Source organism: Mycobacterium sp. NGS26, from assembly GCF_059813025.1.
In genome coordinates this window covers 135,735-158,132 of the sequence record NZ_JCALDU010000003.1, presented here as the reverse complement: position 1 = coordinate 158,132, position 22,398 = coordinate 135,735, and the positions used below count along the sequence as shown (strand labels likewise).

Sequence of the window (22,398 nt, the reverse complement as noted above, 5' to 3'; positions counted from 1 at the left end):
TCGTTATTTCCGGCGACGTCCGGTGCCGAACTTGGCTTTGATGATCTCGCGAATCCCCATGTGCACGGCGCCTTGCACGTCCGGATCGTGCCACAGCCTTTCTAACAGGCTGGGCCCCTTGGGCTCCGCCGGTTCCGGCATGGGCGGCGGTGGCTCGTTCGCCGGGACCGGCGGGTAATCGGACTGGGCTTGCGGGCGTTGGGCTTCTCCGGCCTTCGGGCTCGGCACCGGCGCTGACTCCTGCGTGGCGGTCTGACCGTACGTCTGATACAGCTTGCTGTTTTTCGCCGCCTTCGTAATGTCGTCGGTGCCGATCGAGGCCATCAGCGACCGGGGCACCCGCATGCGGGTCCACGCTACCGGCGTCGGCGCGCCCTTCTCGGATAGCACCGTGACGACGGCCTCCCCGATGCCCAGCGACGTCAGCGCCGACTCCAGCTCGTACACATCGGTTTTCGGATACGTGCGCACGGTCTTGGACAGCGCCTTCTGGTCGTCGGGCGTGAACGCGCGCAGCGCGTGCTGGATCCGCGCGCCCAGCTGGGAGAGCACGTCGTTGGGGATGTCCGTGGGCAGCTGGGTGCAGAAGAACACACCGACGCCCTTGGATCGGATCAGCTTGACGGTCTGCTCGACCTGCTCGAGGAACGCCTTGGACGCGTCGGCGAACAGCAGGTGGGCCTCGTCGAAGAAGAAGACCAACTTGGGCTTGTCCACGTCGCCGACCTCGGGCAGTTTCGCGTACAGGTCGGCGAGCAGCCACATCAGGAAGGTGGAGAAGATGACCGGACGCACCGACTGACCGGTGAACTCCAGCAGCGAGATGATGCCCTTGCCCTGGTCTTCGCGCAGCAGATCGTTCGGGTCGAGGTTGGGCTTGCCGAAGAACGTGTCCCCGCCCTCGGCGTCGAGGTTCACCAGCGCCCGCAGGATCACGCCCGCCGTCGTCGCCGACACGCCGCCCAGGGATTTCAGGGCCTCCTTGCCCTCGTCGCTGGTCAGGTGGCTGATGACACCGCGTAGATCGTTCGTGGTGACCAGCTCCCGGTTTTGGTCCTTGGCCCAATGGAAGATCAGCCCCAGCGTCGACTCTTGAGTGGCGTTGAGCCCCAACACTTTTGACAACAAGACGGGGCCGAAGCTGTCGACGGTCGCGCGCACCGGCACGCCTATTCCGTTGGTGCCCAGCGACAAGAACTCCACCGGGAATGCCGTCGGCTCCCAATCGTCGCCGGTGTCCTTGGCGCGGGCGGCGGTCTTGTCGTCGGCCACCCCCGGCCTGGACAGCCCGGACAGGTCGCCCTTCACGTCGGCCATCAGCACGGGCACCCCCTGGCCGCTGAGCTGTTCGGCGATCAGTTGCAGCGTCTTGGTCTTGCCGGTTCCGGTTGCCCCGGCGACCAGGCCGTGCCGGTTGATGGTGGCCAGCGGGATGCGGATCTGCGCGGTCGGGTCAGCCTGCCCGTCGACGACGACGGTGCCCAATTCCAGTGCCTGGCCCTGCACGGCGTAGCCGCTGGCGATCCGCTGGGCAGCCCCGCCGGCCGCTGATTCGGTGCTCATCGTGGCGCGCCCCTCTCCCCCGTACTTCTTGGCAACGCTCACCCTACTTGCCAGGGGGATGCGGGTGCAGGGCCCGACGTGCGCCTACGCTGAGCGCTGTGCGGGACGAATTGGTGTGGATCGACTGCGAGATGACCGGGCTCGACCTGGGTTCGGACAAGCTGATCGAGATCGCGGCGCTGGTCACCGATGCCGATCTGAACATCCTCGGCGACGGCGTGGACGTGGTGATCCACGCCGACGACGCCGCGCTGTCGTCGATGATCGACGTGGTCGCCGAAATGCACTCGCGCTCGGGCCTGATCGACGAAGTGAGGGCATCTACCGTCGACCTGGCGACCGCCGAGGCGATGGTGATGGACTACGTCAGCAAGCACGTCAAGCAGCCCAAGACGGCGCCGCTGGCGGGCAACTCGATCGCCACCGATCGTTCGTTCATCGCCCGCGACATGCCCAAGCTGGACACGTTTCTGCACTACCGGATGATCGACGTCAGCTCGATCAAGGAACTCTGCCGGCGCTGGTACCCGCGCATCTACTACGGTCAGCCGGTCAAAGGGCTCGCGCACCGGGCGCTGGCCGATATCCACGAATCCATCCGCGAATTGAAGTTCTACCGGCGGACCGCATTCGTGCCCCAACCGGGACCTTCTACCAGCGAAATCGAGGCGGTGGTCGCCGATCTCGGGGGTGTCGCAGGGGGCCCACCGGAGGAAATCGATTCGGCCGCCGAGCCACCGACCCGCTAGTATCGACGTCGCCGCTCATCGGCCCGAATCGGGCCGGCTCGCGGCGATGGTGGCTGTAGTTCAGCTGGTAGAGCACCAGGTTGTGATCCTGGGTGTCGCGGGTTCGAGTCCCGTCAGCCACCCCACAGGTCAGAGGGTATTTTCGCCCTCTGGTCTTTTTCTTTCTGAACCCCGCTGCACCCTTAGCGCACCCTTTAGTGTGGGCTACGACTGCGGGGCCGTTTCCGTTGCGGCGCAAACGAATACCACCTAGTCTCTACAACACGCCACACATTCGGGCAGGGCTTGACCACGAAAGGATCGGACATGCCCTCCCTCGCCTACTGTTACGGTTCCGGCCTGACCGTTGACGACCACGGCGACACCCGTTGCCCGTTCTGCGGGGATCGCGTCGAAACGTTTCGCGGGCTGATTGTGGAGCATCGCCCGGAGCCGTGGGTCTGCACGTGCGGTACCCGGCTTGCGGGCTCGCGCGAAATGCTCGCCCACATGGACCGGTGCGCGGACTGGTCGGCCTCAGCGCCACGCTGCCGCTGCAACTAGGACGGCCACAACGCGGCGCCATACGGCAGACGGTACGGCTCCCCACCGATCCAGACCGTCCGTTGTGGCGTAACCATGTCATCGACGCGCGCAAGCTCGTCCAGTCGGCGGCTCCCCGCCTCAAAGTGAAGCCGGGTAGCGGTGTCGATAACCTCGGCTGCCGCTGCCTGCTCGCATAGCGGTAAAACGTCTTTACGGTTGTCAAAGGGTGTTTGTTCTGCTATGTCCCAATAGCCAAACCTCGGGAGTTGCTTTATGAGGCCAGTGCTCAGTTTGTCCTTGTAGTAGGCCGCCATGTTCTCGGAGTAAAGCGGTTTGCCGTATTGGTGGAAACCTACGATCTGTGAGTCTCCCCGCGTTTTGTGGCCGTGTCGTCCCGGCCGTGTTGGATGGTGTAGAAACGGGCACGCGAGGGCGGCATATATAGCGCACGTTTTGTGCATTGGTCCGACGTGACCACCGGCCAAAACGGCGCCCGGCCACAAATTGTGAGAATGGGAGCTAGGCGACTGCTGGACAATTTGGAATACCGGCCCGCGTATCGCGTACCCGCAGATTGAACAGTGACGGCGAAGCCCAAGGACCGACGTTCGCTTATTCGTGTCATCGGCGCCGCCGAAACCTAAGGTGGCGAAATGTGGTAGGCGTTGCCAGGGCGGCTTAGCGCGGGAAAGGTCTTCAATCCATGCCGGGGTCGGTATGCCGTTTATGACCTTCACGCGCCGTAAATCCTTCCAACTATTTGCGGAGAGCGGACAGGGCGCCGGGGTAGCAACTGGTCCACCCCGGCACCATTGGGGCCGTGCGCAGCGCAAGGAGAAACCGCACCCGCCACAGCCACCGCCCGGTCAATTGATCACCGGGTAGTTCCATTTTTTGTGAAGGACTTGCGCGAGATTTGCTTCACAAATTCCGCTAGACTTTCTAGCGGAAGCCTTATCCAACCGCGTTTACGCGGTAGCGATCCAAAACTTTAGTCTCGGCGACCGACCAGCCGCTAAAGCCGCCCCGGTAATCGACAGAAAACGGTCCTTTAGCCTTGCTGTGCTCAAGCTGCGTCTTATTCGCCATGAAACGCACCGTGGCCGTGAAAACGGCAGCGGCTATATCGTCGGCCGGCGTCCCATTGGTAAACCCTTCGCCGCGCGTGTAAGACTGCGCCATAGAGGTAATCACCGCGAGCGCCGTTGTCGCGTAAGCCTCGGTGGCCGCATCCCCGGAGTTACCCAGGAATGCGGCCACGTCAGCAGCGGTATACGCGGCCACGATTACGCGGCGGTCAGAACAACAACGGCGTCCGGCTGCGTCACAGCCAAATCAAACCGGGCAGTCACCCGAATAGCGATGCTGTCATAGTTGGCGAGAGTCTGATCCGCGATAAACACGCTAGGCGCGGAATCCCGAACCACAACCACGTACCGCATGTCAGCGATAATCGCGGTGCCGGATGCCAGCTTGTTGGTCACCGTGACAGGCACACCAAACAGGCTGAAGTTAAACGCCGCGTGCGCGTCAGGGTCCAACACGTAAGCCTTGTCACCAGTGCCGCGCTGAATCTTGCGAAGCGCGATCCAGTCGGTTGCGTTAAGGAAAATGCGGTTAGGCTGCGCATTTGCCGCGTAAGCCAGCGCCAGACCTTCAAGGATCGAGTTAAGGTCGGTCGTGTCCAGCGTGCCAGTCTGAACACCAGACACGGCAGTCAAACCCTTAATGGTGTTGGACGTACCGGCGCCCGTGTAAAGGGCGGTGTCCAGGGTGTTCGCCACGTCGGTAACGAGTCGGGTTTGCAAAATGCTCGACAGTCCGTTAACCGCAGAACCTCGCACAAGCTCGTTAGAGATCGGCAGCCATACCTTAATGCTTTCAAGGCTGGACGGCAGCGCGTCAATCTCGTCAAATGCGACAGCGCCGTCTGAGATTAGGCTACCGGCGGAAACGAATGCCGGAGAGCTAGCCGAACTGATGCGCGGAATGCGAACCGGCGAATTGCTGTCAATAATGATCGGCCCGGCCGCAAGGAAAGTGCTCGCTTGCTGTAGCGGCTGCACCAAAAGTTGCTGAACTTCCGACTGGATAAGCGCCGTATTAGACGCTGGTGTTGCAATAGTCATATTAAGTTGTGCCTATTCAATTATTCGTATAGTTGTCTAAGGCCATTCACCAGGAATGGGATTGGTTGGCGTCTAGCCGTTAGTGGAGACCACCTGAAACACGACAAAATCATCTAGATCATCGTCGTATCCGTCGCCCAAAGGAAAATCTTCGGACCATAGAGCGTGACCCACCACCGCGTACCCTTCGCCGTTTGCGCGGACTATGCGGTCTCGGGCCTGCAAATCAGTGCCACGTTGCACGTACAGTTGCGCGGTGAACGTCGCGGATTCTTGGCCGGTAGTGTTAGCCGAATAGCGGCCAGTAGACTTACCCGACTCACCCCACGCAAAGAACCCTTCAATGGTGTGAGTGGAAACTTTTTCGCGCAGAGCGCGGTTGTTAGTCGCGCCGCGATTAACCGTTATCGACTCCACACTAGATCAGTCCGCGAAGGCGGCCCAGCAGGTCAACCTCGGCCGGGGCGCTGTCTTTAAGGCCCTGCCCGACCTCGCCGCGTGGCACCCTGCTCTTGAAGTGCGGTTTGGCTTCTAGCAGCGAATCAATCGCGGCCGTAAGCGCGTCAGCGTCGTCTAAATGGTCAGCGGCATAGGGCAGGTCGGCCGGGTCGGCTAGGCGGCCTGTAGCGGCAACTAACGCCGTGTGTAGGCGCCTGCTCACCGCGTCGGCGTGAGCCTCTGCCGTTTTAGCCCTGTCGCGGTATCCGGCCGATTCTTTTCGTAGCCTTTCCACGTAGGCACGGTCAAATGTGTCCGCGTTATCTGCGGATTCGTCGCTATTTGCGCCTGGCTGCGCTTCTGGCGCATCGGGCGCCGTTTCTGCGGTAGCCGTATCGGATGCCGGGGTTTCGTCTGTATCGGTTGAAATGGTGGCGTTTGTGGCCGCGTCGGGCTGCACTGAATCATCCATCGTCCATCACTCCTGCAACGCTCTCGTGATAATGTCGTGTTATTGGGTCGAATGCGGCATTCTTTTCCGCTGATATGTCGGCTAATTCCTGCCGAATCTGATCCTCGGTATAGCCCAAGCGTCGCAAGGCGCCCAAACGGCTAATAACGCCGGATTGGACCAGCTTTGTTACCGCGTCGGCTTCTTGGGCCGCTGAAGACGTGGCCGGGTCGCACCATTCAGTGCGAACATTCACGCCGCTAGGGTCTGTGCCGTCTTGTACCGCGACCATTAGCCGCCCGACCTGTTCCCACGCCCGGCCGAACATCTTTTGCCGAGATTCCGCACGCGCGGTCAAGCTAGCTTCGCTAGCCCGCAAAGCATCCGCGCTAGCCGGGTTATCAGTGAAAATACCGACCATATGCGCCGGTAGCGCAGCCACAGCCATAATCTGACCGAGCAGCACGTTAACGGCGTTCTCGTAGCCGGTAAGAGATGCGCCGTCAAGCTGACCGAACTTCGCTTCTGCCTGCTCCGAGAACATTGTTCGTGGGCCGTCAGGGATCGGCGAAACAACGTCCATAACCGGGTCGCCGCTGTCGTCCAGTACCAGATTACCGGCGTCATCGACGCGCGGTGTTTCGACCAATTCGATTCCGGTAGCCCACCGACGCGGCCTAGCCGTATATTCAGCGCTCACCAACATGTCCGCAAGCAACTTGTTAATGCCGTCGACCAGCGGGATAAGGTCGTGTATCTCAGACCATCCCCAATCAAGCAAACGCTCCGGATAGTAGTAAGGCGCCCCAACAGGGATGCGCTCCGCGTTGCGAAGCTGCACCACAGGAACCACGCCAAGCGGGTTATCCATCTGCTCGACCACGTTAAATTCGGTCGCTACCGCGCCCAAGCTATCCGCGCTGAGTCGGATAACCTCATCGGGCAGATAGAGCGCCGCTTCGGTCGTGGTTTTAGTGGTCCACCGCTTCAATCCGGCAACAATCTCGCGCGAGCCCGGATCGGCCAACACGGTCACTTGCTTGGGCGACTCTAGCGACACTTGCGGATTGCCGCGCTCATCTGCCCACACAATCGCGTAAGACGTGCCAAAAAGCAGCGCGTCGCGGTGCGCGGCGTCGCTCATCTGATCCAAGTCATTCGCCAGCCATAGCGGCCACACGTCCGGGTTAGAGAATCCGGTAACACGCAACCGCTCCGCCAGACAACCGATAGCCAACCTCGGGAGATTTGTCGCCATCCGGCCGAACCGCTGACCCAGCGCGGCAAGCGACTCCGGCGACAAGAAAGCTAGCGGCTGGTGTCCGTGGTAATACTGCTCAAGCTCCGCATATCTCCATTGTGGCGCTTCCAGCGCTTCCAACAGATCGACTAAGATGCTTAGGTCCATATTCAGTTTTGAACTTTCTTATGCTGCGCCGTAGCGCGTACGCTTTTTAGGTTGGGCCGCAAGCCAGGTAGCCCGCGAATGACACATCATTAAGGCTGTGCATAGGTCTATCTTGCCCGCGCTCCGAGACCGCGACACTTTCGCAATCCGGATACCCTTATCGGTCTCAAGCACGGTCGCGTTAAGCACGTGCCGGCGCAAATCCTCATCGCCCGAATGGGTGAATTGCCCATTCACAGCCCCGCTGTGCAAGTCATTAGTGGCCGCTGTCTGTCGCTGCGCCGACTGCCGGAACTCAACCATTGGCAACTTTTCGGCTTGCAATATTTGTGCTGAGCGCGTCCATAGGTACGGGTCAAACGCAATTTCTCGGACCTTCCAGCGCTTGCACGCATCCCTAATCGTCTGCTCAACCTCAAGCACCGGCACCCGCCAATCGTCATTGCCGGGATTAGCCCACACCGCGAGTTTGTCAAAGTGCGGCGCCTTATCGACCGTACCGACCACAAGGGCCGTGCTGTCGTCCTTAAGGCTGCCGTCCAGCGCAATCACCACTTCCGCCCCGTCCGCGATACCGCCTCGCTTTTCAAGGCTGTTCCACGTCTCGGCCGTCAAGAACGGCGCTTCGTTCGACCCGACAAACTGACACAACCGCGCCCGACGAAAATGCGCTTCCGTTGACTTCGGCGGCAGCAACGCCCGCAGCGCGTCGGCATGGAGAAAATCATGGAGAGCCGGGTTTGCAAGCTCCCAGCAGTGCCCGCAGTCGGGCGCGTGGTCCTCAAACCCGGCCGCGCTGTGCTCTACGTAAACCTGCGAAGTGTCCTCGGGATGCTCAACCGAATAAGCCCGCAACCGCGCTAAAACCGAATCCTCGTTAGGCCCCGGAGTGCCGATACCAATAAGCGTCGAACGCTCCCGCTTACCCTGAGCCAGCGCGATAACTTCCCACGTCTCGATCAGCACCCGGCCAATCTCGTCAACAATCGCCAGGTCGTAATCCAAGCCCTCTAGCGACGCTGGCGAAGCCGGTAAGCACTGAAACGACGCGCCCCGGCTAGGTATCTCCAAGCGGTCCTTGTAAACCATCACCCGGCTTTCTAGGTCCGGGTGAAGCCCAACCATCCGCGACGCGATACCGAACACGATTCCGGCCTGGCGCTCATCGACTGCGGCGACGATTACCGACGTGCCCTCAGCGCCGGTTAGAAACACGTACAGGCCCAGCGCCGCTATTAGCGTGCTCTTGCCCTGGCCGCGCGGTAAGCACCACCCGGCAATGCGCGGCTGAACCTCCGCGTCCAGCACGGAGCCCACCAATTCGCGCTGCCAATCGCGCAGCCGGAGCGGCTTACGGGCGCCGGTTCCCCTCGGCACCCGTATATAGCGTTCACAAAACAACACGAAAGCAGCAGACCCGGTAACGCGCGGGCGCCACGGTAACGGGGAATCGTCAAGCTGGCTGAGTTGTCTAGCCAATTCAAATTCTCCCCGGTATTCAGTTATCTATCCGCCAAAATGCGTTAGCGACATGCGGTTTTGCGAATAAGCCTCAATCGTTTGACCTGCGGCGTCGCGCCGTGACCTGCGGTTTTGGGCGCGCTCTCAGCGGCGCTCTGTGCTGAGCCGTTCGTGAGGACGGTCGGCGCGTGGGGGCTGGTCCCCCGGGTCGCTGTCCGAAACGTGGCGCGACCTGCGGTTTCTTAGCCCCGCTTAGCCGCTGCCTTAGCCGCTTAGCCGTTGCGCTAGCAAACGCGGTTAGGCGTCGGCTGCACTCGTTTGACCTGCGGCTATTCGCTAAGCGACTGTTGACCTGTCTAGCCGCATGCTCTGCGGCCGCGACGTGTCTTGTCCGCTAGCTGAATAGCTGCCTCTACAGCTTTGTAGTCGGCGTCGCGGTAGTTCTTTCCGATGCGCTTGTTGCACGTGGCGCATGCTGTGGTCAGGTTCTCTATTCGTCGTTCCCATTCGGGTTTGACTGCGACGGGCACTATGTGGTGTGCCTGTAGGTTGTCACGGGCTCCGCAGTAGAGGCAGAACGGTTGCATTGTGCGGACACGTGCGCTTAGCCGCTTCCACCATGTTGGGTTTGTGCGGATTGATCCGCGCTCGCGTACTGGCGTCGAGTATCGCGGTTTGCAGTCAGGGCAACGCGATACACCCTTGGGCACATAGTCGCCGCAACCGATGCAGAATGACCGGATCACACGCGTTCGGGGTCGCCGCCGTCGTACAGCGCGGCGTAAAGCTGTTCAAATACACTGGCAACGTCCGCCTTTGTGGCGAAGTTGATCGTAGAGTTTCTGTGGCTCACATTCACCGAGCCGTCCGGTAGACGGCCGATAACGAATGCCCCGCCGCGACTAGATTTGACCCTGGTCGCTGCCATTAGGCCATCCGATAGCGCTGGATTGCTTTAGCGGGTGTCATTGCTGGCGCCACGACGCGGACAAACTCGACAATCTCCGCATCGCTCATGCGGATAAGCGACGTGCCCTGCTTGATTATCACTCCGCCTTGCGGGCGCCGTTTAACTGTGATCGGTGCGTGTTCGGCCGAGAGGTCAATAATCATCAGTTCACCGCTTCCAGGCGCGCTACAGGCGTGTCGCCGCGCACAACCAGGTGTGCGATCTTGCCGTCAACCGGCGCGCTGGCGAAGTAATGCCATTCTTCGGGGCCGTCGTCTATGTTGTGGACTTTGCGGCCGAGCGCGGCCTGCACTTCGCCGAGTGTGCCGCGCGCAATCTTGTCGACGCAGATACGGCTTTCACCACCGGCGTAGATGGTGTCGCCTGGTCGTACGTCGCCCGCCTTGATAATAGTTGCGTTCATTGGTTTAGTTCCCCCCTAAATCGTCCGCTCGCTGCCTCAAGACGGCCTTACCTACCTCGACGAGCGCCATTTTTCTTTGCTCACACCTTTAGTTGTTAAGCGGTCGCATGTTCGCGCAGCATGCGCTCGCGGCGCTGCTCATTAAACGCGGCGATCCGCTCTTGCGACAGGTCCGGAACCGCGTTAATGACGCCGGCCGCGTAGTCTGTATGGAAGCGCAGAGACAAGGCCAAGTGCTCGGCCGCTTCAAGGTCTAGCACGAACGTCATCGGCTCCATGTTCTCGTCAAAAAACCGCAGCCCGACATGTTCGCGGTTCTCTGCGACAAGTACGACATGCGCAATTGACTGGACGTGTGGGCTGTCGCCGCCATTAAGCAGTTTCATGATGCTTCTTTCTTGTGTTGTTCTGGTTGTCGGAGCCATCCGATTTGGCTTAATTCGGCCCAGCGGGGAAGCGCTTCTATGGGGAGCGCTGCGCGCAGATCGCGTGGCGCCCCGTGCCTGGCGGGGCTGTAAACATAGACCTGTTTCCCCGGCGCTTGCATGCGCTTGGGCGGCAAGAAGTCTGGTCGCAGCGCCTTTGCCGCTTCCCTTGCCACATATTCCGGATCGTAAAATTCTTCCAGATTGTCTATGTGGTTATTTTGCGTATTGCCGTCAAGGTGACGCACTTGCAGATATTTCCACTCATGCTTTTCGATGCGCTTAAATTCGCCAAGTATGAGTTCTTCGAGATAAACCTGATTGGCGAGTTCACCGTTTGCGGGCTCTACGATTAGCCGTTGCATGTCAACGCTCGGGCCGAACTCGATGCGCGGTCGCACGCCCCCAATGGGGTCAATCGCATGACCGTAGTAGAAAGCCGCGCCAGCTTCGTTGATTTCGTGGCCGGGAGCGTTGGTGACGGCTCGGCGCTTATAGCGCGGCTTCATTCTTCACAACGCTTGGTAACGTCACGAAGGCGACAACCCTCTAAGGAAAACCTATCACACGGCATGCCGAATCTCCGTATTAAATAGTCGAATGGTGACGTAGCTCACAAAAACCTTCTTACAGAATTTATTGCCGTTAACGGCTAGTGACGGCAAGCGCTTGCGTTACCCGCGAGCCGTCGCTAATTCCTGCTCCACAATCCAGGCGTCTCTCAGATTTCTTAGCCCGTCGCCGCCGCCATTGGCCTAGCCAGCGCTAGCAGCGAATCCCGGTCCACACGAATCAATCGCGGACCTACCCGATAAGCCTTTAACGTGCCGTCCGCGATACGGCGCCGAATCGTCTTGTCGGTTACGTCCAGGTATTCTGCCGCCCGCTGAATAGTCACCCTGGCCGGTAATGGCTTTTCTTGTCCGTTCATGGACGTCATGAAATCACCAAATGGCGACTTTTCCTGGCAGTGTGCGGCTACCCGTAACCGAACATGCGTTCGACCAGCGCGTTTATGTCTGTGGCGTGATAAACGCCACGCGCCCCACGTGGGGGATTTAGCCGCCGTTCTGTGCCAACCTTGACATGCGGGCCGCAATCACCGCATCCCGATCGGCCGCCGCGATCTGATACCGCATAGCCATCGCCGGGGTAGCGTGCCCGATCCGCGCCATAAGCTCTTTTTGCGTCGCGCCAGCCTGGGCGGCAAGGGTCGCCCCGACGTGCCTTAAATCGTGGACCCGCATGTCGGGCTTGCCCACGCTGGCGAACCCCTTCTTAACCTGCTTGGTGAACGCCGTCTTGGACAATCGCAACCCGCGCGTGGTGGTGAAAACGAACGATTCCGGCCCGTGCCCGGTGTGCGCCTTCATGTGCGCCCGCAGCATGTCCGCGACATGGGGCGGCACCACAACGTCGCGGATGCCGGCATCGGTCTTCGGTGGGCCGATTACCAGCTTGCCGTCAACTTCTGTTGCTTGCCTACGAACTTTGATAGTCACCCGGTCGGCCGTGGCGTGAATGTCCTTGCGACGCAATTCGATTAGCTCCCCCAACCGCAACCCACACCATGCAGCCACGGGCACGGCTACCCGGTAACGCTCGGGCACAGGCTCCGCCACCTTCACAAGCTCAGCGGGTGTTAACGCTTGCACATCACGCGGCTTAGGGGGCTTACCGGCTGACTTGACCTGACAGGGGTTCTCGGTGACCAACTTGTCTTCGTGAGCCGCGTTGAAGATCGTCTTGAGCAATTGGTAAGCGTGCGTGTTGCGCGTGGGAGTTTTCTTCTCGGAGCACAGCGCCACCCACCAGGCCCGGATATCAGCCGGGGTTACAGCGCGCATCATCTCATCGCCCAACGTCGGCAGAATCCGACCGTCGAGCAATTCCCGGTTTAGCTGGTGTGTCTTCGCCGTGTGCGCCCTGGTGGCCTGCTTCTCGGCTAGCCACTTTTCGGCGTACTCGCGGAGCGTGACCGTGCGAGCCGCCTTGGCCGCTTCCCGGTCCTCGGGTGGTGTCCACTCCCCTAGTCCGATCAGCTTGCGCTCACCAGACAGCCAGCCTTCGGCGTCCATTTTGGTTGTGAAGGTATACGGGGCGTAGTACCTGCGTCCGTCTGCCATGACGTAGCTCGCCTGTATGTGCCCGCTGCGGAGTGTGCGGAGCTTGCCCCATGCCCGCCGCCGCCGGGCGGGTTTGTTGCGTGTCGCCATGCCCGCACTCTACTGCACCCTTAGCGCACCCTAACGGTGTCGCGTCATGCCTGTTTACTGGCACTTTTGTCCACTCCGGGGTTAAAAGTTTGCTGGCTGTAAACATATCCTCACCTGCATAGACACGTGCATTTGGCGGTCAGGTTGTGATCCTGGGTGTCGCGGGTTCGAGTCCCGTCAGCCACCCCAAAGTCAGGGCGTTAGCCCGTGCGCCAGACTGCAACTAACGACGGTCCTTCTCGGCCGTTGTGTCGCGGAATGCAGTTTCGCGAACCGCTCAGCGGCGGCAAGGCTCACGTGTTGGCGTTGCCGGCCTTCCACACCGGCCAGGGCACGTTCCAGTCGCCCAGCCCCTCGGTGCCCGGCAGCGTCGGGCCCACGGTGTGGACCACCTCGACGATGTCCCCGCTCTTGCTGTGGTCGTAGAACCACTCGGCGTTGCTGGGACTGACGTTCAGGCAGCCGTGACTTGTGTTGGTGTGGCCCTGGGCGCCGACCGACCACGGCGCGGAGTGCACAAAGACACCGCTGTAGGACATCTGCGTGGCCCAGTCGACCTCGGTGCGATATCCGTTGGGCGAGTTGACCGGAACGCCGTAGGTCGACGAATCCATGATGATGTGCCTGAACCGCCCGCCGATGATGTACACGCCGTTGGCGGTCGGGGTGCTGTCCTTGCCCATCGACGTCGGCATGGTCCTGACGACTTCGCCGTTGACCCGCACGGTCACCGTCTTGGTGGTGTCGTCGGCGGTCGAAATGACCTCATCGCCGATGGTGAAGTGCGTCTTGACGTTGTCCTCGCCGAACATACCGTCTCCCAGGTCGACGCCGTAGGTGTTCACCGCCACGTCAACCGTGGTCCCCGGCTTCCAGAAATGCTCTGGGCGCCAACGCACTTCGCGGTTGTTCAGCCAGTAGAACGCGCCCTCGACGGGCGGGTTGGTGGTGATTTTGACGGCCTTCTGCGCCGCGGCGCGGTCCGCGATGTTCTCGTCGAACCGGATCGCCACCGGCTGGCCGACGCCAACCACCTCGCCGTCGGCGGGGTAGACGTAGGGCATGGTCAGGTGGGCGGGGGAACTGGTCGCGAAGCTCATCTGCCGGTTTGCCGCACCACCGAGCCCGAGCGCCTTCACGTTCAGCGTGTAGCGCCTGTTGTAGCCGAGCTGTTCGGTGGTCGACCAGCGCAGGCCGTCGGGGCTGAGCTGCCCGCTGATCGACTTGCCGTTCTCGTTGACCATGGTGACCGACGCCAGCACCCCGTCGGCAACGCTGACCGTCACCGGCGCATCCACGGTGACCCCGACGGCACCGTCGCTCACCGAAGAGGTGAGCTTGGGGACCAGCAGGTCGGCAAACGGCGTTCCCTTGTCGAAGATGACCTTCGCAGGCGCGGCGGCCGGGTGGCTGCCGCAGCCGACGCCGACCATAGCAAACACGATCATGGCCACGAGCAGCCATGATCGGTGTCTACGCAAAGGCGTCATCGAGCGGCCTTTCGAATTGATCGGCTTGGTTTGGTCACCGCTGACCGGAAACAGTGCAAGCATTCTAATGGCTTCCGGCGACCGCCCACGCCGACATGGACGGCTCAATGCCATTCGGTGTCGCAATTGCGACAAATACGGCGACTATGCCGGTTGGCGGACGCGCCTTCGCCGCTTCGAGGCGACCCTGTCCCGGGTCGCGACGGCCTCGACCCTGGCGAGTTTGACGATGGCCGCCCCCATCACCAGCGCCGCGGCCACCAGGGCGACGATCCCGGCGCCACCGGTGTTCAGCGTCTCGCCGAGGACGACGACGCCCAGCACCGCCGCCACCACCGGCTGCGACATCTGCAGGGTCGGCATCGACGCGGTCAAGGGCCCGGCCCTAAACGCCGACTGGCTCCACACCACACCCCCCGCCGCGGCCAGCAGCGCGGCATAGAGCTCGGGGGTCCTGGCGGCCACCCATCCGCCATCGCCGAGGCGAGCCACGACCTCCTTGGTCAGCGCCGCGAAGACGCCCCACAGCGAGCCCGACACGAAGGCGAACAGCACCGCGGCGACGGAACCACCCCGGATTCGGCCGGCCACGACGCACGCGGCCAGCAGCGGCCCGAGGACCGCCGCCACGACCGCCCAGGTCTGCAGCGCTGCGCCGGCGCGGCCGGCCTGCGGATTGCCGACGACGACGATCACGATCACCGCGGCGGTGAGCAAGCCGGCCCACGTCCACTCACCGCCGCTCACCGTGCGGTGGTACAGCCTGGCATTGATCGGCAGCGCAAACAGCAGCGAAAGCATCAGCAGCGCCTGCACCAGCAGCACCGAACCCCGACCGAGCGCGGCCGCCTGCAGCGCGACGCTTGCCACCAGCAGCACCGCGCCCCACCACCACCGTCGGTTGCGGAGCAGCCCGGCCAGCAATTCGATGTTGCCGACCGACCGGTCGGTGATGCAGTGAGCCGCGCGTTGCTGAAGCACGTCGCCGGCCGCGATGCACAGCGCCGACCCCAGCGCCAGCAGGGCGGCGAGCCCCGTTCCGGACATCAGGAAAACTCCCCCTCGAGCGCGATGATGCGCGGCGCGGCGATGGCAAGCCGAGTGATTCCTTGCAGCATCGCGTACCGCTATACCCGCAAAGTGGACGACTGACCCGTCCCGGCGCGAACCGGGGCCAGGTTTCGGCTCCCCATCACTCGGGTATCGCACCGAACGGGCTGGGTGAGAAGCGGATTGGATGAGCGATGAACATGTCGGAAGACGCCATCAGGATCAGACATCCAACCGAAGACGACTGGGAGGCGGTCTACGAGAACCAGGCTCGCGCTTTCGGAGATCCCGTGGGGGCGAGAGACATTGAAGCGTGGAAACGCCGGGTCAAGCTCGAGGACATTCTGATCGCCGAGGATCACTCCGATCCCCGTCGGCCATTCCTGGTCGGGACGTCCATCATCTACCGCACGCAACTCACCGTGCCGGGTGGCGCCCGCCTGCGGGCGGCCTGGCTGACGATGATCGCCGTCGCGTCGACGCACCAGGACAAGGGAATATGGGGCCGGCTCAGCGCGGAGGGGCTGGGCAAACTCCTGGAGCGCGGCTATCCGATCATCTGCGGCGTTCCGACCCAAACGGCGATGTACGACAACTTCGGCGCCGGGGTGGCGAGCTACACCCGCAGCTACTCCATCGACCGCCGATCGGCGAAGCTGCGCGAGACACCGAGCGAACATCGCGCGCGCGAGGTCAACGCGTCCGAGGCGCGACGGCAGCTGCCGGAAATGTACGAACGGTGGTGTGCCGCAACGAATGGAGCCGTGGAGCGGGACGGCGCGTGGTGGATCGACCATTTGGAGGACAGGTCGACGCAGCGGGGCAACGCATCGACGCTGAATTGCACGGTTCATCCGGACGGCTTCCTGACGTATCGAATCATCACCGAGACGCAACACGGGTTTCGGCCGCCGTTGGGCACCGTCGTCGTGCAAGACTTCTGCCCCATCACAGACGAAGCCCATACCGAACTGCTGCAGACGTTGTTGGTTTTGGAGATGTTCGACGACGTCGAGATCGATGTGCCCGTCGACGATCCGCTTCCGCTCAAACTTCGCGACCAGCGTGCCGCTCACACCACCGGCGTGAACGATTTTCTGTGGGTACGCATCAACGACGTGCCCGAGGCGCTCGGTGCCCGCGAGTACTTTGCCGATGCCGAGGTGGTACTGGAAGTCTCCGATCCGCTCGACCTCGCCGGAGGACGATTCCTGCTGCAGGCTCGCGATGGTGCGGGGAAGTGTGCGCCGCACGACGGGCCGGCGGACGTGAGGCTCGGCCTGGGCGACCTGGCGACGATCTTCATGGGCGCGCATTCGGCCTCCCAGCTGCTCCGGGCGAACCGCGTCGCCGAGCTGCGGCCGGGTGCGGTGCGCGAGCTGGATACCGCCTTCCGCACCGACCGGGCCCCGTACTGCGGGACGCTGTTCTGACGTCGCTCTGTATGTGCCCCACACCTTTCCGGGCGTCGCCGACCGTCGCGATACGACCGCGCGCGGCTCAGCAGCTACTCTGGATGGAGTCGGGATTTCGCTACGCGGCAGGACGCCTGTTATTGTCGCGTACGCGGTCTCGGCCGTCCGCGCCGTTAGCTCAGTTGGTAGAGCAGCTGACTCTTAATCAGCGGGTCCGGGGTTCGAAACCCTGACGGCGCACTACCGCCAGTTCGTGTGCAACCGCATCGAATGCGCGCAGCGTGTCCAGCATGTGCGGCTCGTGAGAGTGCGGCTGGGTGGACAACTTGGCGGCGACCATCTCCGCGGCGCGGTTGACGTAGATCATCTGGCCGCACATTCCCAGGCACAACACGACGTTGCTGCCCGGGTAGGGGAACCACATCTGGTTGCGGTACATCCCGCCCGGCAATTCGATGTCGTCGGGGCTGGCGGCGAAGGCCTGACGGGAGTCGGGGCCGCCGTCGAGGGTGTCGGCGATCCACGCCGCGGGCATCACTTGGTCGCCGGTCAGCGAGACGCCGTCGCGCAGGAGCATCGACCCGAACCGGATCATGTCGGTCAGGCAGGCGTTGACGCCGCCGTCGAACAATCCGGTGCCGGCCGAGTCGACCCCGATGGAGGCGTCGCATTGGGCACCGATGCGGCTCCACAGCAGTTCCGACATCAGTTCGGGCATCCGCTGGGCGCCGGCCACCTCGCAGATCCAGCCCAGCACATCGGTTTCACACGAGCGATATTCGAACGGGCCGCCGTGCGCCGACTTCCGCCTCAGCGTCAGCAGGAAGTCCTGCAGCGTGGACGCGGCATCCGGACTGCTCTTGGGCTGCCACCCCATCGCCTGCTCGAGGACGTGTATCTCCGCGGCCGGGTCGTCATAGTCTTCCGAGAACGCGATGCCCGACCTCATGTCCAGCAGGTGACGCACCGTCGCACCGGCGTAGCCGCTGTTCGCCAGGGCCGGAACGAACGCCGTGACCGGCGCGTCCAGCTCGATCGCCCCGGCCCCGTGCAGCGCGCCGACGACGGCGGCCACCAGCGACTTGCTCACCGAGAACAGCAGGTGCCGGGTTTGGGCCGCCAACCCGTCGAGATACTCCTCGGCCACCAGCGACCCGCGGTGGGCGACGGCCCATCCGTCGGTGGCGGTGGCGGCCATCACCGCGCCGACGGTGGTGGTCCTCCCGTGAGTGCTGGTCACCGGGATGCCGGCCACCGGGGCGCTGGCGGCGGGCAACGCCGCGACCGGCCCGGTCCCGCGCGAGATGAGCGCGGTCGGCACGAAGTCCTCGACGTGCTGGAACGACCAATGCGAGTAGGGCGGCGACAGCCAGTTGTCCAGTGAGATGCCGGCGGGGACGCTCACGCTCGTGCGACGAGCCGCGAGACGATCGGCGTGGCCGGCGCCAGCGGCGTCGACGCGAACTTCGCCTTGATGCCCTTGATCCAGCGCTGGCAGCGCTCGGTGAGCTGGTAGTCCGGGTTCTGCAGGTGGCCGCGGGTGACGAGCACGCCGAGTTGGGCGCCCTCGGTCCGCAGGTCGCCGGGCGCCGCGACACGCAGGTAGAAGGCCTCGGACCCGTCGAGCAGCGTGGCCCAGTCGTTGGCGGACCGGGCGAAGGTGACGCGCCCGTCGTCGTCGATGCGCCACACACCGGTGCGCGGCGTCGCGGTGAACAGCTCGACATCGGGTGAGGTCTCGCTGATGATCACCTGGCCCCAGACCTCGTCCTCGCCGTAGCCACGCTCCCAGCGCGAGTTGATCTCGTCGATGTCGAGCTGGTACTCCACGGCCATGTATTCGAGCAGGTGGAAGAGGAAAAGCGGCATGTCGGCGTAGGCCTCGGTGGTCAGGTTCGTCATCGGGCTGGCGCCGCTCAGGCGCGGGTTCACCTCGCCCAGGTAGAGCTCGTCGGAGTCCAGGTCGTGCAGCAGGTCCACCTCGAAGTAGCCGCGGTAGCCCTCGCGGCTCAGGATGTCGCCGAGCTTGCGCACCATCTCCCGCGCGGCGTGGGTCTGGGCGGGCGGCAGGACCTCGCGCCAGACGTCGTTGCCGCACCAGCCGCCCTTGCGCGGCGTCAGCTCCGGATAGCCCACCAGACTCGTCATCGCGGGGCCGATCACGGTGCCGTGGCGGGTCACGGTGCCCTCGATGCACACCTCGACATTGCGGATGCGCTTCATCACCTTGACTTCCTGCCCGGCCAGGTCAGCCGCGTGCTCGTCCCAGTCGCGCTGGCCGCGCACGAAGAACACCGCGCTGCCGGCGTCGCCGTAGGCGGCCACGACGACGAGGTCGTCCCCCAGCCCGGCGCTGTGCGCGAGCGCCGACAGCTCGTCGTAGGAGCCGACCCGCCCGATCGCATGCGGCACGCTTTGCACGCCCGCCTCGTCGGCCAGGCGCGTCATGACGAGCTTGGAGCCCAGCCGATGGCGCAGCTCCGCCGGCGGGTGCATGACCTCGAGACCCGCCTGGCGCGCCAGGGCCTGGGTCTCCTCGTCGAGCATCACGAAGCAGGCCTTGCCGCCGGGGCCTCGGCCCGCGATGAACTCGAGTGTCTCCGGGTCGCGCAGGAGGTGGTTGCACACGTCCCCCATGGACTCGAAGTCGATGCGGTCGCGCCGGCGGGGCACGAACACGCGCGAGTGAGTGCCCTCGAAAGAGTCAAAGTACGTCAGGTAGAAGAAGTTTCGCACCCAACGGTCGATGCCCAGCAGGTTGAACGGGGTCGGCGAGATGAAATACAGCGGCACGGTGTTGGTGTGAAAGAACGCGCGTACGTCCGAGAGGCCGTTGAGCAGGCGAGTCCCGGGCTCGGTTCCGCCGGTGGGCACGCTCATGTGGTTGCCGCCGGGGGCGGGAGCGCCGGGGTCGGCGCGGTGACGCTGAAATCAAATACCTTCATGCCACCAGTGTGGACTGGCCCCTGGCCGCGCGAAAGTGTGGCATGCCCGGACGCCAGCCGGTACCGGAATCGACCGGCCGTCATACGGGCTTTTGCATCGCCAATCGCGTTGTCGCACAGTCAAGTTGAGCGGCAGACCGGCGGCTCAGCGGTTCCTGATCCGACGGACGACCACGACCACGACCACCGACCCGATCCCCACCAGCGAGATGGCGACCGCGGGCTTCGTCACGAACGCGATCACCTGGGCCTTGAGGTCGTCGGCGAGGCGACGGGGGTTTGCCCGCTCTGCAAGGGAGTCGACGGTGGACGCCAGCTGGTCGCGGGCGACGTCGATGTCCCGCTTGATGGTCTCGGGGTCCCGATCCGCCACGTCTTCCTCCAAGTCGCCCACAATCCGGCTGATACACCTGCCCGCACTACCCTAGATCAGCCGACGATGACCCCACGATCGGAGTGAACAGAAAGGACCCATGTTGACCGAGACCAAGCGGCTTGCCCCGGGCGACAAAGCGCCCGCCTTCAGCCTGCCCGACGCCGACGGCAAGACCGTGAAGCTGTCCGACTACCGGGGGCGCCGCGTCGTCGTGTACTTCTATCCGGCGGCGATGACCCCGGGCTGCGCCAAGCAGGCCTGCGACTTCCGCGACAACCTGCACGAACTCAACGACGCCGGACTCGACGTCATCGGCATCTCCCCCGACAAGCCGGAGAAGCTGGCGAAGTTTCGGGACAAGGAGAAACTGACGTTCCCGCTGCTGTCGGATCCCGACCGCAAGGTGCTGACGGCCTGGGGCGCCTACGGCGAGAAGCAGATGTACGGCAAGACCGTCCAGGGCGTGATTCGTTCCACCTTCGTGGTCGACGAGAACGGCAAGATCGCCGTCGCGCAGTACAACGTGAAGGCCACCGGCCACGTCGCGAAACTTCGGCGCGACCTGTCGGTCTAGATCCCTCGCTCGGCGAGGTTGGCGAGCAGCAGCGCCTCGGCCGTGGCCGCGCGTTCCAGCACGCCAAGGTGCAGGCTCTCGTTGATGCTGTGCGCCTGGGTCGCCGGGTCTTCGACGCCGGTGACGAGGATCTTCGCCTGCGGGAATGCGGCCGCGAACTCGGCGATGAACGGGATCGAGCCGCCCATGCCCATGTCGATCGGCTCGACGCCCCATGCCTGGCGAAACGCCGCCCGCGCGGCGTCGTAGACCGGGCCGCTGGCGTCGATGGCGTAGGGCTGGCCGAGCTCGCCGGGGGTGACGGTCACCTGCGCGCCCCAGGGGGCATGTTGCCGCAGATGAGCGGTCAACGCTTCCAGATGCGCTTCCGCGTCGCCGCCCGGCGCGAGGCGCATGCTGACCTTGGCCCGGGCCCGCGGGATCAGCGTGTTCGACGCCGCCGCAACCGATGTGGTGTCGATGCCGATCACGGTGATCGCCGGCTTGGCCCACAGCCGCTGCGGCACCGGGCCCGAGCCGATCTCGGACACCCCGTCCAGCAAGCCGGATTCGGCGCGCACCCGCTCGGCCGGGTAATCGACCGGCGCGGCGGTACTTTCGTGCAAGCCGGCGACGGCGACGTTGCCGTCGTCGTCGTGCAGGCTGGCCAACAGCCGTACCAGCGCGCTCAGCGCATCGGGCACGACGCCGCCCCACAGGCCGGAGTGCAGCCCGTGGTCGAGCGTGGCGACCTCGACCACGCAGTCGACCAGGCCGCGCAGCGACACCGTCAACGCCGGGGCGGCGACGCTCCAGTTGTCCGAGTCGGCGATCACGATCACGTCGGCGGCCAGCGCGTCGCGATGGGCCGCCAGCAGCCGGCCCAGTGACGGCGATCCGGATTCCTCCTCGCCCTCGACGAAGACGGTCACACCGACCGGCGGTTGGCCCCCATGCGCGCGGAACGCCGCCAAATGCGTTGCGATACCGGCCTTGTCGTCGGCGCTGCCGCGGCCGTAGAGCCGGCCGCCGCGTTCGGTGGGCTCGAAGGGCGGGGACGTCCACTGGCCGCGGTCACCCTCGGGCTGGACGTCGTGGTGGGCATACAACAGCACGGTGGGCGCACCCGCGGGCGCCGGGTGCCGGGCGATGACCGCGGGGGCGCCGCCCTCGCTGACGATCCGCACGTCGTCAAAACCCGCCTGCGACAACAGGTCCGCCACCGCTTGGGCGCTGCGGTGTACCTCGTCGCGGCGGCCGGGGTCGGCCCACACCGATTCGATGCGCACCAGGTCCTCGAGGTCGCGGCGCACCGACGGCAACACGTCGCGGACGCGCTCGGTGATCTCGCGAGCAGACATAAAAGCCCCTCTTTTCCGGCGTGTCGTGGTGCTTTTGCGTCTGTTCGCGCTAGGGGGTCTCCAGGATGGCGACCGCGGCGGCGGTATCGCCCTCGTGCGTCAGCGACACATGGATCGTCACGTCGGCCAGATGCGTGGCGATGTCCCCGGTCAGCCGCACCCGCGGCCGCCCCCACATGTCGGTGACCACCTCGATGTCGCGGTGGATGTCCTCCGGCAACACCGGGCGCTGGGCGAACCGTGATCCCGACCAAGCCTTGATCACCGCCTCCTTCGCGGCCCAGCGCGCCGCCAGGTGACGCGCCGCCGACGAACTCTTGTCCGAGGCGTCGCGGCGCTCACCCGGGGTGAACGTCTCGGAGAACACGGTTCCCGGCTGGTCGACCTGCTCGGCGAAATCAGGGATGGAGACGAGGTCGATCCCCACACCGACGATGCCCATGGCAGGCCAGGTTAACGGACGACCGGGG

At 63.8% G+C, this 22,398-nt stretch carries 25 protein-coding genes and 3 tRNA genes; 6 read left to right on the top strand and 22 right to left on the bottom strand.

What is annotated here, in order from left to right; genetic code table 11:
- Window positions 1–3: 3 nt before the first annotated feature.
- Window positions 4–1,563, bottom strand: a complete 1,560-nt coding sequence (locus AC5Y6X_RS11755; protein WP_499986618.1) for a helicase HerA-like domain-containing protein — start codon at window positions 1,561–1,563, stop codon at window positions 4–6.
- Between the two features lie 98 nt (window positions 1,564–1,661).
- On the opposite strand from AC5Y6X_RS11755, the gene orn reads away from it, so the two are divergent.
- Together orn and AC5Y6X_RS11745 are read left to right on the top strand one after the other, a co-directional pair.
- Window positions 1,662–2,312, top strand: a complete 651-nt coding sequence (orn, locus tag AC5Y6X_RS11750; protein ID WP_324676052.1) for an oligoribonuclease — start codon at window positions 1,662–1,664, stop codon at window positions 2,310–2,312.
- A gap of 49 nt (window positions 2,313–2,361) precedes the next feature.
- Window positions 2,362–2,437 (top strand) — tRNA-His (locus AC5Y6X_RS11745).
- 414 nt (window positions 2,438–2,851) lie between these two features.
- Here AC5Y6X_RS11745 and AC5Y6X_RS11740 read toward each other — a convergent pair.
- From AC5Y6X_RS11740 to AC5Y6X_RS11675, 14 genes are all read right to left on the bottom strand, one after another.
- A complete protein-coding gene (locus AC5Y6X_RS11740) occupies window positions 2,852–3,151 on the bottom strand; it encodes a hypothetical protein (protein WP_499986616.1) in 300 nt (99 codons plus the stop codon).
- Window positions 3,152–3,791: 640 nt separating this feature from the next.
- On the bottom strand, window positions 3,792–4,097 hold the full coding sequence (locus AC5Y6X_RS11735; protein ID WP_499986615.1) for a hypothetical protein: 306 nt from the start codon (window positions 4,095–4,097) through the stop codon (window positions 3,792–3,794).
- Window positions 4,098–4,123: 26 nt separating this feature from the next.
- Entirely contained in the window at window positions 4,124–4,966 is an 843-nt protein-coding gene (locus AC5Y6X_RS11730) for a phage major capsid protein (protein WP_499986614.1), read from the bottom strand.
- Window positions 4,967–5,038: 72 nt separating this feature from the next.
- Complete coding sequence (locus tag AC5Y6X_RS11725) at window positions 5,039–5,383, bottom strand: hypothetical protein (RefSeq protein WP_499986613.1); 345 nt, start codon at window positions 5,381–5,383, stop codon at window positions 5,039–5,041.
- Window position 5,384: 1 nt separating this feature from the next.
- Window positions 5,385–5,876, bottom strand: coding sequence for a hypothetical protein (locus AC5Y6X_RS11720; protein WP_499986612.1), 492 nt, complete (start codon window positions 5,874–5,876; stop codon window positions 5,385–5,387).
- Entirely contained in the window at window positions 5,869–7,263 is a 1,395-nt protein-coding gene (locus AC5Y6X_RS11715; protein ID WP_499986611.1) for a phage portal protein, read from the bottom strand. Before AC5Y6X_RS11715 ends, AC5Y6X_RS11720 begins: the two co-directional genes overlap by 8 nt.
- Before the next feature lie 18 nt (window positions 7,264–7,281).
- Window positions 7,282–8,742, bottom strand: a complete 1,461-nt coding sequence (locus tag AC5Y6X_RS11710; protein WP_499986610.1) for a terminase large subunit domain-containing protein — start codon at window positions 8,740–8,742, stop codon at window positions 7,282–7,284.
- 338 nt (window positions 8,743–9,080) lie between these two features.
- Window positions 9,081–9,311 carry an HNH endonuclease gene (locus AC5Y6X_RS11705; protein WP_499986609.1) on the bottom strand — a complete coding sequence of 77 codons (231 nt, stop codon included), beginning with the start codon at window positions 9,309–9,311 and terminating at the stop codon, window positions 9,081–9,083.
- 340 nt (window positions 9,312–9,651) lie between these two features.
- The gene (locus AC5Y6X_RS11700; protein WP_499986608.1) at window positions 9,652–9,837 is read right to left on the bottom strand and encodes a hypothetical protein; all 186 of its coding nucleotides are present in this window, start codon (window positions 9,835–9,837) and stop codon (window positions 9,652–9,654) included.
- The gene (locus AC5Y6X_RS11695) at window positions 9,837–10,097 is read right to left on the bottom strand and encodes a hypothetical protein (RefSeq protein ID WP_499986606.1); all 261 of its coding nucleotides are present in this window, start codon (window positions 10,095–10,097) and stop codon (window positions 9,837–9,839) included. Before AC5Y6X_RS11695 ends, AC5Y6X_RS11700 begins: the two co-directional genes overlap by 1 nt.
- Before the next feature lie 95 nt (window positions 10,098–10,192).
- Window positions 10,193–10,483, bottom strand: coding sequence for a hypothetical protein (locus AC5Y6X_RS11690; RefSeq protein WP_499986605.1), 291 nt, complete (start codon window positions 10,481–10,483; stop codon window positions 10,193–10,195).
- A complete protein-coding gene (locus AC5Y6X_RS11685; RefSeq protein ID WP_499986604.1) occupies window positions 10,480–11,031 on the bottom strand; it encodes a hypothetical protein in 552 nt (183 codons plus the stop codon). Before AC5Y6X_RS11685 ends, AC5Y6X_RS11690 begins: the two co-directional genes overlap by 4 nt.
- Before the next feature lie 221 nt (window positions 11,032–11,252).
- Window positions 11,253–11,453: an excisionase family DNA-binding protein gene (locus AC5Y6X_RS11680; protein WP_499986603.1), complete on the bottom strand. Its 201-nt coding sequence runs from the start codon at window positions 11,451–11,453 to the stop codon at window positions 11,253–11,255.
- A 127-nt stretch (window positions 11,454–11,580) separates the two neighbouring features.
- Complete coding sequence (locus tag AC5Y6X_RS11675) at window positions 11,581–12,738, bottom strand: site-specific integrase (protein ID WP_499986602.1); 1,158 nt, start codon at window positions 12,736–12,738, stop codon at window positions 11,581–11,583.
- Window positions 12,739–12,831: 93 nt separating this feature from the next.
- On the opposite strand from AC5Y6X_RS11675, the gene AC5Y6X_RS11670 reads away from it, so the two are divergent.
- Window positions 12,832–12,927 (top strand) — tRNA-OTHER (locus AC5Y6X_RS11670).
- Between the two features lie 104 nt (window positions 12,928–13,031).
- Here the strand turns inward: AC5Y6X_RS11670 and AC5Y6X_RS11665 are convergent.
- Together AC5Y6X_RS11665 and AC5Y6X_RS11660 are read right to left on the bottom strand one after the other, a co-directional pair.
- Entirely contained in the window at window positions 13,032–14,228 is a 1,197-nt protein-coding gene (locus tag AC5Y6X_RS11665; RefSeq protein ID WP_324676054.1) for a L,D-transpeptidase, read from the bottom strand.
- Window positions 14,229–14,372: 144 nt separating this feature from the next.
- A complete protein-coding gene (locus tag AC5Y6X_RS11660; protein WP_499986601.1) occupies window positions 14,373–15,275 on the bottom strand; it encodes a DMT family transporter in 903 nt (300 codons plus the stop codon).
- A 197-nt stretch (window positions 15,276–15,472) separates the two neighbouring features.
- On the opposite strand from AC5Y6X_RS11660, the gene AC5Y6X_RS11655 reads away from it, so the two are divergent.
- Together AC5Y6X_RS11655 and AC5Y6X_RS11650 are read left to right on the top strand one after the other, a co-directional pair.
- Window positions 15,473–16,711, top strand: coding sequence for a GNAT family N-acetyltransferase (locus AC5Y6X_RS11655; RefSeq protein ID WP_499986600.1), 1,239 nt, complete (start codon window positions 15,473–15,475; stop codon window positions 16,709–16,711).
- A 149-nt stretch (window positions 16,712–16,860) separates the two neighbouring features.
- Window positions 16,861–16,933: transfer RNA gene (locus tag AC5Y6X_RS11650), tRNA-Lys, on the top strand.
- On the opposite strand, the gene AC5Y6X_RS11645 is transcribed toward AC5Y6X_RS11650, so the two are convergent.
- The 3 genes from AC5Y6X_RS11645 to AC5Y6X_RS11635 form a co-directional block, all read right to left on the bottom strand.
- Window positions 16,899–18,098, bottom strand: a complete 1,200-nt coding sequence (locus AC5Y6X_RS11645) for a serine hydrolase domain-containing protein (protein WP_324676058.1) — start codon at window positions 18,096–18,098, stop codon at window positions 16,899–16,901. The genes AC5Y6X_RS11650 and AC5Y6X_RS11645 overlap by 35 nt on opposite strands.
- Window positions 18,095–19,573 (bottom strand): biotin carboxylase, encoded by a 1,479-nt coding sequence (locus AC5Y6X_RS11640; RefSeq protein ID WP_324676060.1) that lies wholly within the window; start codon window positions 19,571–19,573, stop codon window positions 18,095–18,097. Before AC5Y6X_RS11640 ends, AC5Y6X_RS11645 begins: the two co-directional genes overlap by 4 nt.
- A 210-nt stretch (window positions 19,574–19,783) precedes the next feature.
- Complete coding sequence (locus tag AC5Y6X_RS11635) at window positions 19,784–20,011, bottom strand: DUF3618 domain-containing protein (RefSeq protein WP_324676646.1); 228 nt, start codon at window positions 20,009–20,011, stop codon at window positions 19,784–19,786.
- A 103-nt stretch (window positions 20,012–20,114) separates the two neighbouring features.
- On the opposite strand from AC5Y6X_RS11635, the gene bcp reads away from it, so the two are divergent.
- A complete protein-coding gene (gene bcp, locus AC5Y6X_RS11630) occupies window positions 20,115–20,588 on the top strand; it encodes a thioredoxin-dependent thiol peroxidase (RefSeq protein WP_324676648.1) in 474 nt (157 codons plus the stop codon).
- Here the strand turns inward: bcp and AC5Y6X_RS11625 are convergent.
- Window positions 20,585–21,928, bottom strand: a complete 1,344-nt coding sequence (locus AC5Y6X_RS11625; RefSeq protein WP_324676062.1) for a dipeptidase — start codon at window positions 21,926–21,928, stop codon at window positions 20,585–20,587. The genes bcp and AC5Y6X_RS11625 overlap by 4 nt on opposite strands.
- A gap of 49 nt (window positions 21,929–21,977) precedes the next feature.
- On the bottom strand, window positions 21,978–22,370 hold the full coding sequence (gene acpS / locus AC5Y6X_RS11620) for a holo-ACP synthase AcpS (RefSeq protein WP_324676064.1): 393 nt from the start codon (window positions 22,368–22,370) through the stop codon (window positions 21,978–21,980).
- Between the last annotated feature and the right edge of the window lie 28 nt (window positions 22,371–22,398).

Excerpts from the sequence above, each read along its gene's own strand:
- AC5Y6X_RS11655 (WP_499986600.1), top strand. The coding sequence starts at position 15,473 with ATGAACATGTCGGAAGACGCCATCAGGATCAGACATCCAACCGAAGAC.
- AC5Y6X_RS11755 (WP_499986618.1), bottom strand. The coding sequence starts at position 1,563 with ATGAGCACCGAATCAGCGGCCGGCGGGGCTGCCCAGCGGATCGCCAGC.
- AC5Y6X_RS11685 (WP_499986604.1), bottom strand. The coding sequence starts at position 11,031 with ATGAAGCCGCGCTATAAGCGCCGAGCCGTCACCAACGCTCCCGGCCAC.
- AC5Y6X_RS11680 (WP_499986603.1), bottom strand. The coding sequence starts at position 11,453 with ATGAACGGACAAGAAAAGCCATTACCGGCCAGGGTGACTATTCAGCGG.
- AC5Y6X_RS11715 (WP_499986611.1), bottom strand. The coding sequence starts at position 7,263 with ATGGACCTAAGCATCTTAGTCGATCTGTTGGAAGCGCTGGAAGCGCCA.
- AC5Y6X_RS11695 (WP_499986606.1), bottom strand. The coding sequence starts at position 10,097 with ATGAACGCAACTATTATCAAGGCGGGCGACGTACGACCAGGCGACACC.
- AC5Y6X_RS11665 (WP_324676054.1), bottom strand. The coding sequence starts at position 14,228 with ATGACGCCTTTGCGTAGACACCGATCATGGCTGCTCGTGGCCATGATC.
- AC5Y6X_RS11740 (WP_499986616.1), bottom strand. The coding sequence starts at position 3,151 with ATGGCGGCCTACTACAAGGACAAACTGAGCACTGGCCTCATAAAGCAA.
- AC5Y6X_RS11660 (WP_499986601.1), bottom strand. The coding sequence starts at position 15,275 with ATGTCCGGAACGGGGCTCGCCGCCCTGCTGGCGCTGGGGTCGGCGCTG.
- AC5Y6X_RS11700 (WP_499986608.1), bottom strand. The coding sequence starts at position 9,837 with ATGATTATTGACCTCTCGGCCGAACACGCACCGATCACAGTTAAACGG.
- AC5Y6X_RS11730 (WP_499986614.1), bottom strand. The coding sequence starts at position 4,966 with ATGACTATTGCAACACCAGCGTCTAATACGGCGCTTATCCAGTCGGAA.
- AC5Y6X_RS11690 (WP_499986605.1), bottom strand. The coding sequence starts at position 10,483 with ATGAAACTGCTTAATGGCGGCGACAGCCCACACGTCCAGTCAATTGCG.
- AC5Y6X_RS11640 (WP_324676060.1), bottom strand. The coding sequence starts at position 19,573 with ATGAGCGTGCCCACCGGCGGAACCGAGCCCGGGACTCGCCTGCTCAAC.
- AC5Y6X_RS11720 (WP_499986612.1), bottom strand. The coding sequence starts at position 5,876 with ATGGATGATTCAGTGCAGCCCGACGCGGCCACAAACGCCACCATTTCA.
- AC5Y6X_RS11625 (WP_324676062.1), bottom strand. The coding sequence starts at position 21,928 with ATGTCTGCTCGCGAGATCACCGAGCGCGTCCGCGACGTGTTGCCGTCG.
- AC5Y6X_RS11675 (WP_499986602.1), bottom strand. The coding sequence starts at position 12,738 with ATGGCGACACGCAACAAACCCGCCCGGCGGCGGCGGGCATGGGGCAAG.
- AC5Y6X_RS11705 (WP_499986609.1), bottom strand. The coding sequence starts at position 9,311 with ATGCAACCGTTCTGCCTCTACTGCGGAGCCCGTGACAACCTACAGGCA.
- acpS (WP_324676064.1), bottom strand. The coding sequence starts at position 22,370 with ATGGGCATCGTCGGTGTGGGGATCGACCTCGTCTCCATCCCTGATTTC.